Source organism: Tunturibacter psychrotolerans, assembly GCF_040359615.1.
Classification (GTDB): Bacteria; Acidobacteriota; Terriglobia; order Terriglobales; family Acidobacteriaceae; genus Edaphobacter; species Edaphobacter psychrotolerans.
Window position 1 is genome coordinate 2,605,537 of the sequence record NZ_CP132942.1, and the last position, 12,034, is coordinate 2,617,570.

Genomic DNA, 12,034 nt, shown 5'->3' on the forward strand with positions numbered 1-12,034 from the left:
GTTGTCTCAGTCGAATCTTTACGCGCCCGTCGCGTTGCAGATGATCTCGTGGAAGGATTTTGCGTGCAGGCTGGCTCCTCCGACCAGCGCGCCGTCGATTTCAGGCTGGTTCATCAGGCTGGCGACGTTGTCCGGTTTAACGGAGCCGCCGTAGAGTATGCGCATGCCGCTCGCACAGGGAAGGCCAAGGTGCTTGGCCACTTCGCGGCGGATGATGGCGTGGGCTTCGTTGGCCTGCTCGGGGGTTGCGACGCTGCCGGTGCCGATGGCCCAGACGGGCTCGTAGGCGATGACCACCTGGCCGCAAGAGGTGCCCTTGACTCCGTTGAGCGCGCAAGCAACCTGCCAACAGAGAACTGCTTCAGTAAGTCCGGATTGACGCTTGTCGAGGGTTTCGCCGACGCAGACAACGGGAATGAGGTCGTGTTCGAGCGCCGCCTTTAGCTTCAGGTTGACCATTTCGTCTGTCTCGTGAGCGTAGATGCGGCGCTCGGAGTGGCCGAGCAGCACGCGGGTGCAACCGATGCTTTCGAGCATGGTCGGTGAGGTCTGGCCCGTATAGGGGCCTTCGTTGAGCCAGTGCATCGTCTGGGCGCCGGCGGTCACGTTGGTGCCTTTGGTCGCCTCGATGACATAGCCAAGCGAAGACATGGTGGGGAAGATTGCGATCTCGCTGGAGGTGTGGTCCTTGACCAGAGGAAGGAACTCGCTAAGGAAGGCCAAAGACTCTTTGGGCGTCTTATACATCTTCCAGTTGGCTGCGATCAGTGGCTTTCTCATGTGCGAATCAGTATTCCATCTTCAAGTCGTTCAGGGAAGGGGAGAAAGAAAAACGGTTTCCATCGATCGAAACACAAAGAGAGGATGATTCTTCGTCGTGCAACTTGTTTTAACTTTCCCCAGCTCTGCGGGTTAATTCGATGTCTGTATCTGTGTTAAACCAGAGTGTGGTTTCCTTGCCGTCTTCTCCCACTACCGCCATCCTGTCCAGTGAGTGCGTTCCGTTCTTGACCAGCGCCTGAGATTTCGGTTTCAGTCCTAGAATGCGGATGATGAAATATTCTTCCGAGGTGCTTACCGTAAACCAAGCCGTGTCAGCAGTCTTGCCATCCCCGGAACTCATTATGGATTGCACGATTTGATCGACGATTAGTTTTTCCTTCGCGGTCTCCTCTTGTTTTCCAAGATGCTTCAGCGAAACCATCGCAAGAAAGTGTCCGTCCCCGTTTGCGATGTTGTGTTGAATGATCTCCTGTCCCTTGCGGAGCGCCCCCTCGTAATCACCCGCGTTGAATGCGGCCACGCCAGCTGTGTTCGCTTGATGCCAATCGAATTCGCCGTCGACATCTGCAACGACTGCATCCAGCCGTAGTTCTCGCCAATCGACGTTGATGTCGCCGCTCTGTACCTTTGCCTTGAGCCCATCATATTTCGCCTGAGCGACCTTGGCACTGTCGAGACCAAATGCGGTAGAGACGAATACGTATCCAAGCAAACACAAAGTAAAGCGCGGCAATTGATGGTGACGAAGTCTCATCATTCCGGCCTTACTTAAACCTCTGGTTCTCGGTAAGCGCGGCGACTCCGGGAAGGGTTTTGCCTTCGAGGAATTCGAGGCTGGCGCCGCCGCCGGTGGAGATGTGGGTGATGCGGTTGGCAAAGCCGGACTGCTGGATGGCAGCGACCGAGTCTCCGCCGCCGACGATGGTCGTCGCGTCGTGGTTGCGCGCGACGGCTGCGGCGATCTCGTTGGTGCCACGAGCGAAGGCAGGCATCTCGAAGACGCCCATGGGGCCGTTCCAGATGATGGTGCGAGCCTCGGCGATCTCCTCTTCAAAGAGCGCAATGGATTTGGGACCGATGTCGAGGGCCATCAAATCTTCGGGGAAGGGTGCGTCACCGGAAAAGACCTGCGTTTTGGCGTTGGGGGCGAACTTGTCGGCAAGGATATGGTCGATCGGCAGGAGGAAGCGGACGCCCATGGCCTTGGCCTTTTGGAGCGCCGCTTTGGCCACGTCGATCTTGTCGATCTCGACGAGAGACTTGCCGGTGCTCTGTCCCTGTGCATTGAGGAAGGTGTAAGCCATGCCGCCGCCGACAATGATGGCGTCGGCTTTTTCCAGCAGGTTGTCGATGACGTCGATCTTGTCTGAGACCTTCGCTCCGCCAATGATCGCGACGAATGGCTTGTCAGGCTCAGTGAGTGCCTTGCCGAGGTAGGTCAGCTCTTTTTCCATGAGCAGGCCCGCGGCGGATTGTTTTACGAAGTGGGTGACGCCTTCTGTGGAGGCGTGAGCGCGATGAGCGCTGCCAAACGCGTCGTTGACATATATGTCGCAGAGCGAAGCGAGTTTCTTTGCGAAGACAGGATCGTTGGCTTCTTCTTCGGGATGGAAGCGGAGGTTCTCGAGCAAGAGCGGCTGGCCGGATTCAAGGTTGAGCGCCATCTCGCTGGCGACCACGCCGATACAGTCAGGGGAGAAGGCTACGTTTTCGTCATCACCGAGGATGTGGTCGAGCCGCGTGCGGAGATGATCGACCAGGGGACGAAGACTCATGGTCGCGACGGGCTTGCCCTTGGGACGGCCAAGATGTGAGCAGAGGATGACCTTGGCTTTGTGGCGCAGCGCGTACTCGATGGTGGGAAGCGTTTCGCGGATGCGAGTGTCGTCGGTGATGATGCCGTCTTTGAGCGGCACGTTGAAGTCGACGCGAATGAGGACGCGCTTGTCGGTTAGGTCGAGGTCGCGGATCGATAGCTTGGCCATGTCAGTTAGAGGATACCCGAGAAGACGGCGCGAAGCGTTGATTCGCCAAAGATATGGGCAGCCCGACCAAAAAAACCATGGCCGCGATGCTGTTGAGCCGTACCACAGGAGATGGGTCGATCCTGGGGTAAAGGTTCGTGTGCGGAAGCACCAGGTAGTACATGACGACGTAGATAAACGCCCCGTAAACGAGACCCGAGACGACTGCGTGGTGCTCAAGAAAAGGCAGAAAGCGGGCCGCGAGAACGAAGATCGTTGCCCAAACCAGCGCGATGAAGAGATGAGCCGCCAGGCCGAGCAGGACGCTTGGGACACCGTCGGAATATGCCGCGCGGCCTAAAATACCGCTTGCAATCGACTGCGGGATTTTTATGGGAGCGACACCTCGCAACCCGTAGAAGATGATCGGATCGAGCATGTCGAGGAGAGCGGCGACGATCCCACCGATCAGGATCGCCTTCGGGACGGAGCGGTTAGGGTCGCTGGGCATGGGAAATTTTAGAGCATGCCCAGCGAAGTCGATTCGTGTTTATTCGGGGATCCACGCATCGGCTTCGATCTCGATCCGCCAGGCCGGGTTGAGCAGCGCGGCGACGACGACCATCGTTGCGGCTGGGCGAATCTGTCCGAAAAACTTGCCGTGAACATGACCGACAGCCTCCCAGTCTGCGGCGTGGGTGAGGTACATGCGGGTGCGGTACACGTGCTCCACAGAGCTGCCTGCATTCTTGAGGGCCGTGGCTATGAGGTCCAGGCATCGGTTGGTCTGCTCGGATACATCCACCGCATCCGCGCCAACGGGGCCTGTGCCCGAGACATGAACCTGGTTGCCGATGCGAACGGCGCGGGAGAAGCCGATGATCGGTTCGAAGGGAGAAGTGCCGGGAATGTTTTTGCGGATCATATCTGTGCCTGTGTGCCCTTCGAAGTTAGTCTGCTAGTGGCTCACGCCCTTGCGAACGAGCGGATCGACATTGCGGTCGGCTACTCATTATGTACTGCCGACTCGTCTATTTCAGACTGCGAAGCTTCTCGCGCAGTTTTGCATTCTCTTCATCGAGCTTCGCGAGCTTTTGAGTGAGAGGCGCAAGGGCTTCCTGAAACTCTTCTACCGTGTAGCGAGGAGTGATGTGCTGCGGGCAGTTCCAGTCGAAGCCTTCGACGTGAACGAGGATGACCCTTTCGACGACCGAAGATTTGTCCGCTGGCCGGAAGGATTCGATCAGCGCCGGGGCTTTTGAGTCGTGCTCGTGAACCTCGACGCGGCCGAGAATCTTCAGGCGTGTCTGATTGGGATAATCCATGAAGAAGAGAGCGACGCGAGGGTCGTGATCAAAGTTTCCCAGGCTGATGTACTGCTTGTTTCCGCGCAAGTCTGCGAAGCCGATCAGACTGGAATCGATGGGGTGAACGAAGCCCTTCGGACCGCCGCGGTGCTGCACATAAGGCCAGCCGGTCTCGCTGACCGAAGCCATATAAAAACTGTCGCGAAGGCCTATGAAAGTCTGCTCATCCGGACCGAGAGTACTCCCTGATGGTGAGTGCTCTGCCATGCGCTCGTATTGGCGCCGGCTGCCATGCTCCTGCTGATGTTGTTTGACGAGTGGTGTAAAGGCGAGTTCCTGAAAGCGACTCATAGCGCTCGATCCGGGCAAGCGGATTCGCTGCCTTAACAGTAGATTCACGAGACTAGATTGCGACGCTGGATGAAATTACTATTTCAACTGATCGAGAGCTTTTTGGATCACCAGCAAAGCGGTTCGGTACTCTTCACGAGTTGAGCCGGTTCGTGTTTGAAATTCGAAATCTTCGACGCCATTCAAGGTTTCATTGAGGGCATTGTTCAAGAGAATTAGATCACTCTTGGAGAGCGAAAGCATAGCGGTATTGCCTGATATGGAAGAAAGATGCAATACCGCTAGCCTTTCTAGTATTACGTGTTTTAGAGGCCCTTTTTGACGAGGAAGAGGATCAGATCCTTCACGCGGTTGGAGTAGCCCCACTCGTTGTCGTACCAGCTGATGACCTTGCCGGTGTTCTGGCCGACGACCTTGGTCAGTTTGCTGTCAACGATGCTGCTGAGGGGGTTGCCCTTGAAGTCGGAGGAGACGAGTTCCTCGTCGGTGAAGCCCAGGATGCCCTTGAGTTCGCCGTCGGCAGCCTTCTTGAGGGCCTCGTTGATGGACTTGTCGGTGATCGGCTTCTCGGAGACGAAGGTGAGGTCGACCACAGAGACGTTCGGGGTCGGGACGCGCATCGAGAAGCCGTCGAGCTTCCCGTCCATTGCAGGAACAACGAGCCTCAGGGCTTTGGCGGCGCCGGTGCTCGACGGAATCATCGAGAGGGCGGCGGCGCGAGCACGGCGCAGATCCTTGTGCGGCGTATCGAGGATGACCTGATCGTTGGTGTAGCTGTGGATCGTGGTCATAATGCCGGAGGCAATGCCGAAGGTGTCGTGAAGCACCTTGACCACGGGCGCGAGACAGTTGGTCGTGCAGCTCGCGTTCGAGATAATGTTGTGCTTCGCAGCTTCGTACTTACCGTCGTTGACGCCGAGCACGAGGGTGATGTCTTCGTTGGTGGCCGGGGCGGAGATGATGACCTTCTTCACGGTGCTGCCGAGGTGAGCCTTGGCCTTCTCCGCGTCTGTAAAGAAGCCGGTGGACTCAACGACGATCTGAGCGCCAACCGAAGTCCAGTCCAGCTTGGCGGGATCGCGCTCGGCGAAGACCTTGATCTTCTTGCCGTCGACTGCGATGTAGTCGGCTCCGTGGGTGATCTCCTGCTTCAGGTTGCCGAGAATGGAGTCGTACTTAAGGAGGTGGGCCAGCGTGGCGGGAGTGGTGAGGTCGTTTACGGCTACGAATTCAATGTCGGGGTTGCCTAGAGCGGAGCGGAAGACGTTGCGTCCAATGCGGCCGAAGCCGTTAATGCCTACCTTTACAGCTGCCATGATTTTTGGTTGCTCCTGTCGTGTTTGCTGCGTTTGTTGATCCGTTCAACCATTGTAGAGCGCGGCGAACCGCTCCGCACGCCATCAGAGCGGATGCTATCACTGGCGCAAGAACGGCGCAAAATCCACAGAACTTTTCACGTCACGTAATCGCGACGGTTACGTGGCAACCAGCTTGCCCGGCCGCGTTGTTAGAAGTTGAAGAACTTCTCTCGGAGGGCGTCTTCGTAGTTCTTCTTCGCCTCTTTGGCCTTCCCGCGAGCGTCTTCTTCGCGGAAGTCCGCTGCCTCCCAGGCATCGATCTCTGCCTCGGAGTGGTTGGCCGAGGCGAGCGCTTCTTCTTTGCGGATGGCAACAACCCACTGATCAACCGCTTCTTTGTACGCGGCCTGCATCTGATCCAGATCGGAGATTTCGACGGACATCGCTCACCTCTTTTACCCGCGACAGTACGGAAGAAATGTGAAAGGACGATGTAAACCGCTGAGAAAAGACGAGATGAAGGCGTGCGAACTTTGGGAATCGAAGAAGCGACCGGGGTGTCGCAGAAGGTGCGAGCGATTTGCGGGAGGCTTCCGCGCTGTGTTACAAGCGTCGTATGCGCGATTTGCGCGAATGGATAAGCGAAAAGATGAGACGACGCCCTAGACGTGGACCGAATGATTCGGAGTCCACGGGGAAAAGTGGGCAGGAGTTGCCCTCGAACCAACCAGCTCCCCTGAGACCAAGCTACCCGGAGGCTGCGCCGGTACGCGCCGCAGAGCCAACGCCAGTAACGGTCAAACATGTTGCAGAACCAGCTGCTGAAGCTGCCTCTGCCGAGACGTTTAGCGGCACAACCGCACCGGTAGCAGAGAACGCAGCGCCAGAACCAAAGATTGTGGTGGAGACCCAGCCAGAGTCACTTGCAACGCCGCCCGCCGAGCTGACTGCGACCAAGTCGCCAAAAGGTTATGTCGTGCTCGCGATTGGCCTGCCTGGGTCGGGCAAGACGACCTGGTACAAGCGTCGCGGCGTGACCCCGTTGTCGAGCGATCTGCTGCGGACGTTGCTCTTTGACGACATCACCGAGCAGCGCTACCAGGGGCTGGTGTTTTCGACGCTCCGCAGCCTACTGCGCGCCAGGCTTATCGCCAAGATGCCGTGGAATTACGTCGATGCGACGAACCTGTCTCCCCATGAGCGCAGGCAATGGATCAAGATGGCCAAGAGCTTCGGTTACGAGGTACAGGCGGTATTCTTCGACGTGCCCCTGGCCGTATGCATGGAACGCAACTCGAAGCGCGATCGCCAGGTAACTGACGAGGTGATGCAGAAGATGGCCGAACGCTTGAAGCCCCCCACCTTCAAAGAAGGCTTCGAAAAGATCACAGTGGTGCGCGTAAAAGGCCAGCCCGGCACAGCAGGAGAGCCGGCCCCTGTGGATTCGGTTCCGGACACCGCAGAGTAACGTCGTAAGTCCGCCCGCGGTTTAGAGTAAAGACATGCCCACGGTTGGCGTTGAGTTCGCGAAGGTGAGCTACACGCTGGCGGATGGGCGTGTTTTGTTGCGCGACATCTCGTTGGAGCTTGAGGCGGGAACAACGACGGCTCTGTTGGGACGTAGTGGATCCGGTAAAACAACGCTGCTGCGCATGGTGAATCGTCTCCTGACGCCTAGTGCGGGTGAAGTGTTGATCGCAGGAAACCAGACAAAAGACGGCGACATGATTGCGCTGCGGCGAAGTATTGGCTACGTCATTCAGGAGACTGGACTCTTTCCCCACATGACCGTGGAACGCAACGCGGGGATGGCATTGGAACTGGCTGGACGACCCAAACAGGAGACCGCCGAACGAGTTCGCGAGGTGATGTCGCTCGTGGGACTCGACTATGAAGAGTTTCATCGGCGATATCCATGGCAGCTCTCTGGCGGCCAGCGCCAGCGGGTAGGGCTTGCACGCGCCCTCGCGACCGACCCCACCGTCCTATTGATGGACGAGCCATTCGGCGCCCTCGATCCTCTCACCCGGGCCGAGATGCAGACTATGTTGCGAGATCTGCTGAAGAGGGTCGGGAAGACCGTTTTGCTGGTCACACATGATCTGGATGAGGCGCTTTATCTGGCCAAGCGGGTCATCTTTCTTGCCGAGGGTGCTGTAGTAGCGAACCTTCCCGCTGACGAAGTCTTAGGCTCGGAAAACCCTCATGTAAAAGATTATGTTCGCTCTGTACATCGTTCGGTGCCCGCATGATCGGATTTCTAAGACAAAACGGGTACGACATTGGACGGCTGACATTCGAGCACCTATGGCTAACGCTCTCCGCCATGCTTTTGGCTGCGGCGATCGGATTGCCATTGGGGATTTTATTGACCCGAAGGCAGGCGCTGGCGAAACCCGTCATCGGGGTTGCGAATGTATTGCAAACCATACCCAGCCTCGCGCTCTTCGGTCTGTTGTTGCCGGTGCCATGGCTGGGAGAAAATGCTGCGCGCCTCGCAATACTGGCTTTAACGGGCTACGCTCTGCTACCAATTTTGCGCAATACCTACGCTGGAATCGGCAGCGTCGACCCCGCGCTGGTAGACGTCGCCAATGCGATCGGGATGACCTCCTGGCAGCGGCTGGTAAAGGTTGAGCTTCCTATGGCCGCGAGCGTGATTCTGGCTGGCCTGCGAACCGCGACTGTGACATGTGTCGGTGTGGCGACCATCGCAGCGGCAATCGGCGCTGGCGGATTGGGTGAGCTGATCTTTCGCGGGGTAGCAAGCGTGGACAACGGGCTGGTGCTGGCAGGCGCGATTCCGGCCGCGTTGCTGGCCCTTATTGCCGATGCAGGTCTGGGGTTGCTGGAGAAGCGGTTCGCCGTGAGGCGAGTCTGATGCGGGTTGAGCGCCGACTGCGTGGGTTGAACTGGATACTATCGTCGGTACTTCTTGCGTGGCTAACAGCATGCGCTCCGCCACGGTCTTCGCGAATCACCATCGGCGCGAAGAACTTCACCGAGCAGGTGGTGCTGGGAGAGATGTTTGCGCAGGAGATCGAGGCCGTGACCGGGGAGCAGGTAGATCGTCGCTTCTATCTGGCCGGAAGCTATCTCTGTCAGCAGGCGATGGTGAGCGGGCGTATCGATGGATACGTGGAGTACACCGGCACAGCGTTGACTGCGATCCTCAAGCAACCGCTTCCCGCGATTGGTCAACGAAACGAGGCGACCGTGTTTCGTGAGGTGAGCGCTCTGTACGCCTCAAAGTACAAAATAAAGGTGGGCCCTGGGCTCGGGTTCGAGGACACCTTCGCCATGGTGGTGCGTGGTGACGATGCGAAGCGTTTAGGCGTGACGACGATCTCGGATGCTGTAAAGACCTCACCAACGCCGGAAGGATGGAGGTTAGGTGTGGGGTATGAGTTTCAATCACGCCCCGACGGATTGCGAGGCCTTGAAGCAACTTACGGACTGAAGTTCGCTGGCGAACCCCGGACGATGGACCTCGGTCTGCTCTACCGCGCACTGTCGAGCAACCAGGTGGACATGGTAGCGGGCAACTCGACCGACGGACCAATTCGCGCGCTCGGATTTGTGGTGCTCGAGGATGACAAACACTACTTCCCGCCATACGAGGCCGTTCCGCTGGCCCGCGAAGATTCGTTGCAGAGGCATCCTGGAATACAGGTTGCGATGGATCGGCTGGCGGGAAAGGTGAGCGCGGACGAGGTGCGCGCAATGAACTACGCGGTCGACTCCGAGCACAAGGATGTAGCCGACGTGGTGAGGGAGTTTCGCCGATCGAAGGGGCTTTGAGCTTGATAAAGCAGGAGGGTTGCTAATGGTTGAGCCATGGTTGCGGGGAACGCTGACCGAGGTCGATGCGCTGCGGAGACAGGTGATGCACGCCTTGGAACTGGCCGCCGAGGACGTCGAGCGATGGTGCGCAGGCTTAAGCGATGCCGAAATGAATGCGCGACCATTCGGAATCGCACCTGTAGCGTTTCATCTCAGGCATATCGCGCGAAGCCTCGATCGCCTGCTGACCTATGCGGAGGCAGGCACGTTGAACGGGGCCCAGATGGACGCGCTCGCCAGTGAGATGGAGAACGGCGCTTTTGCCGAGGTAGTCTTGGCCGAGGTCCGGGCAGGATTGAGCGAGGCGCGACGGAGAGTGCTGATGATCTCGCAGCGAAGTTACGAAGAGCCGCGCGGTGTGGGCCGCGCGCTGATACCGAGTACAGTGGGTGGCCTGCTCGTTCACTGCGCAGAGCATACGCAGCGGCACATCGGGCAGGCTGTCACCACGGCGAAGGTCGTAATGGCGTTGCGGAAAGAATGATCCCCAGGTTATTTCCCAGAGGAAAATCGAGCTCATCCTATAGGTTGAGCAAAAGACCCTCCATTTGCATGGTTGACTCGCCCTACCTGGTCGCGTTGAATCGCTGCGAGGAAGAACATGCCAGAGACGCAGAAGATTCAAGCTGTAGCAAGCAAAACCGGATATTTTCTCGCTTTGGCGTCGATGTTCGCGGCCATTTCGGCGGCCTGCGTGATAATCCCGATGTTCGTCATTCGCCCCTTCCGTCCGCAGGGTGTGCGAGAGTTGGAGATCGCTCTGACCGTTCGTCATGCAGGCCCGTGGCTGGCCGCCTTGTGTGCTGCGGCAGTTCTGCTGGTGATGTTGAGAGTGTGGAAGACGGCGAAGATGGGAGCTCGAGTTGCGATGGCTGGTCTGTTGCTGGTGGCCTTCGCCGGTGCGATTCTCACGCATGTCAATGTCTTCGAAAAGATGTTCCATCCCTACGATTCACCATCTTTCGAGAACGCGGCAAAATCGCCGGTCGATTCGGACGACAAGGTGCTGGCGGTCAAGGTGGGAACCGAAGCGCGAGCTTATCCGATACGGACCATGGGTTATCACCACATCGTGAATGACACGGTAGGCGGCATCCCGATTGCCGTGACCTATTGCACGTTGTGTCACACGGGGCTGGTGTGGAGTCGCATTGTCGAAGGAAAGCTGTTGCACTTTCGCCTGGCGGGAATTAACAACGGAAATGCTTTGTTGAGAGATGAACAGACAAACAGCATTTGGCAACAGAGCACCGGTGAGGCTATCTTTGGCCCGTTGAAGGGGCAGCAACTGAAGCCGATTCGGAGTGACGAGTTGAGTTTCGCTCTATGGAAGAGCGAGCAGCCAAACGGGCAGGTGTTGAAGTCGGACCCGCTCTATGCGGCTGAGTACGATCCCAAAGACTGGGAGAAACATGTCGCGAGGACACCAACGGTGGTGGACACGACAAAGTCTGGAATAGGACCGCATGAGCTGATGCTGGGGGTCGTTGTCGCGGGTGCGAGCAAAGCCTATCCCATTGAAGCAATCCTCCGGACAAAACTGATTCAGGACCGGGTCGGAGGCCAGCCGCTTCTAGTAGTGGTCGGGCCTGATCAGGCATCGATCAGGGTCTTCGAAGGAAGGCTTGAGAATGCGCCTCTGACCTTTGCCAGAGGCGTAGCCGATCAGGGAATGAGCGACGTCGAGACGGGCAGCGTCTGGAACTTCCAGGGATGCGCGGTAGAGGGAAAACTCGCAGGACGGTGCTTAACGGAGATCGACGCTCACAAAGACTACTGGTTCGACTGGATGAATCATCATCCTGAATCAGCGGTGTTCCGGGGTTGAAGCTAGTTGACGAGGTGGCCCATCTTCTCGCGCTTGGTTTGCAGGTAGCGCTCGTTGGTCGGTTCGCTTGGCACCTCGGCGGAGATGCGTTCTACCACCTTGATGCCGGCAAGTTCCAGTGCTTCCACCTTCTCCGGATTGTTCGTGATGAGCCGGACCTCAGTAACGCCCATCTGCTTGAGGATCTCCGCAGGCAACTCGAAGTGTCGGCAATCGGCTTCGTAACCAAGTTCGAGATTCGCTTCGATGGTGTCGAGACCTTTGTCCTGCAGCTCATACGCGCGCAGTTTGGCCATCAGACCGATACCGCGCCCTTCCTGCTGTTCATAGAGCAGAATGCCGTTGCCTTCGTCGGTGATCAGGGCCATCGCAAGTTCGAGCTGTTGCCTGCAATCGCAGCGCAGGGAGTGGAAGACGTCGCCGGTGAGGCACTGCGAGTGAATCCGTACTAGCGGAGGTCCGGCGTGAACGTCGCCCATCACCAGAGCTACCGCCCCTTCCACTCGCACAGCAGGTGGCGGAATGTTGTCGTTGCACGCGGCTGGGTTTTCGATGACACCTTCGAAGCCGAGGATACGGAACTGCCCCCAGCGGGTAGGAAAATCGGCGTCGGCTACTTTGGTCACACTTGCAAACGGCATTTCTCGATTATACGTTTCC

Annotated in this window: 15 protein-coding genes; 6 read left to right on the forward strand and 9 right to left on the reverse strand. The window is 57.8% G+C overall.

The window, feature by feature from the left end; all coding sequences use genetic code 11:
- Positions 1-18: 18 nt before the first annotated feature.
- The 8 genes from tpiA to RBB77_RS10870 all read right to left on the reverse strand — a co-directional run bounded on the left by tpiA (position 19) and on the right by RBB77_RS10870 (position 6,146).
- Entirely contained in the window at positions 19-780 is a 762-nt protein-coding gene (tpiA, locus tag RBB77_RS10835; RefSeq protein ID WP_353067275.1) for a triose-phosphate isomerase, read from the reverse strand.
- A gap of 109 nt (positions 781-889) precedes the next feature.
- Positions 890-1,540, reverse strand: coding sequence for a DUF4919 domain-containing protein (locus RBB77_RS10840; protein ID WP_353067277.1), 651 nt, complete (start codon positions 1,538-1,540; stop codon positions 890-892).
- A 7-nt stretch (positions 1,541-1,547) separates the two neighbouring features.
- The gene (locus RBB77_RS10845; protein WP_353067279.1) at positions 1,548-2,768 is read right to left on the reverse strand and encodes a phosphoglycerate kinase; all 1,221 of its coding nucleotides are present in this window, start codon (positions 2,766-2,768) and stop codon (positions 1,548-1,550) included.
- Position 2,769: 1 nt separating this feature from the next.
- Positions 2,770-3,258 carry a hypothetical protein gene (locus tag RBB77_RS10850; protein WP_353067281.1) on the reverse strand — a complete coding sequence of 163 codons (489 nt, stop codon included), beginning with the start codon at positions 3,256-3,258 and terminating at the stop codon, positions 2,770-2,772.
- A 39-nt stretch (positions 3,259-3,297) separates the two neighbouring features.
- Complete coding sequence (locus RBB77_RS10855) at positions 3,298-3,672, reverse strand: RidA family protein (RefSeq protein WP_353067283.1); 375 nt, start codon at positions 3,670-3,672, stop codon at positions 3,298-3,300.
- 106 nt (positions 3,673-3,778) lie between these two features.
- Positions 3,779-4,405 (reverse strand): pyridoxamine 5'-phosphate oxidase family protein, encoded by a 627-nt coding sequence (locus RBB77_RS10860; protein WP_353067285.1) that lies wholly within the window; start codon positions 4,403-4,405, stop codon positions 3,779-3,781.
- 305 nt (positions 4,406-4,710) lie between these two features.
- A complete protein-coding gene (gene gap / locus RBB77_RS10865; RefSeq protein WP_353067287.1) occupies positions 4,711-5,721 on the reverse strand; it encodes a type I glyceraldehyde-3-phosphate dehydrogenase in 1,011 nt (336 codons plus the stop codon).
- Between the two features lie 191 nt (positions 5,722-5,912).
- The gene (locus tag RBB77_RS10870) at positions 5,913-6,146 is read right to left on the reverse strand and encodes a hypothetical protein (RefSeq protein ID WP_353067288.1); all 234 of its coding nucleotides are present in this window, start codon (positions 6,144-6,146) and stop codon (positions 5,913-5,915) included.
- Between the two features lie 206 nt (positions 6,147-6,352).
- On the opposite strand from RBB77_RS10870, the gene RBB77_RS10875 reads away from it, so the two are divergent.
- The 6 genes from RBB77_RS10875 to RBB77_RS10900 all read left to right on the forward strand — a co-directional run bounded on the left by RBB77_RS10875 (position 6,353) and on the right by RBB77_RS10900 (position 11,374).
- The gene (locus RBB77_RS10875) at positions 6,353-7,171 is read left to right on the forward strand and encodes an ATP-binding protein (protein ID WP_353067290.1); all 819 of its coding nucleotides are present in this window, start codon (positions 6,353-6,355) and stop codon (positions 7,169-7,171) included.
- 34 nt (positions 7,172-7,205) lie between these two features.
- Positions 7,206-7,955: an ATP-binding cassette domain-containing protein gene (locus tag RBB77_RS10880; protein ID WP_353067292.1), complete on the forward strand. Its 750-nt coding sequence runs from the start codon at positions 7,206-7,208 to the stop codon at positions 7,953-7,955.
- Positions 7,952-8,584, forward strand: a complete 633-nt coding sequence (locus RBB77_RS10885) for an ABC transporter permease (protein WP_353067294.1) — start codon at positions 7,952-7,954, stop codon at positions 8,582-8,584. The genes RBB77_RS10880 and RBB77_RS10885 overlap by 4 nt, the downstream gene beginning before the upstream one ends.
- Positions 8,584-9,504, forward strand: coding sequence for a glycine betaine ABC transporter substrate-binding protein (locus tag RBB77_RS10890; RefSeq protein WP_353067296.1), 921 nt, complete (start codon positions 8,584-8,586; stop codon positions 9,502-9,504). The genes RBB77_RS10885 and RBB77_RS10890 overlap by 1 nt, the downstream gene beginning before the upstream one ends.
- Before the next feature lie 25 nt (positions 9,505-9,529).
- Positions 9,530-10,030 carry a DinB family protein gene (locus RBB77_RS10895; RefSeq protein ID WP_353067298.1) on the forward strand — a complete coding sequence of 167 codons (501 nt, stop codon included), beginning with the start codon at positions 9,530-9,532 and terminating at the stop codon, positions 10,028-10,030.
- Positions 10,031-10,147: 117 nt separating this feature from the next.
- Positions 10,148-11,374: a DUF3179 domain-containing (seleno)protein gene (locus tag RBB77_RS10900; RefSeq protein WP_353067300.1), complete on the forward strand. Its 1,227-nt coding sequence runs from the start codon at positions 10,148-10,150 to the stop codon at positions 11,372-11,374.
- A gap of 2 nt (positions 11,375-11,376) precedes the next feature.
- Here the strand turns inward: RBB77_RS10900 and ribA are convergent, their stop codons facing one another.
- On the reverse strand, positions 11,377-12,015 hold the full coding sequence (gene ribA / locus RBB77_RS10905; protein WP_353067302.1) for a GTP cyclohydrolase II: 639 nt from the start codon (positions 12,013-12,015) through the stop codon (positions 11,377-11,379).
- Positions 12,016-12,034: the final 19 nt, after the last annotated feature.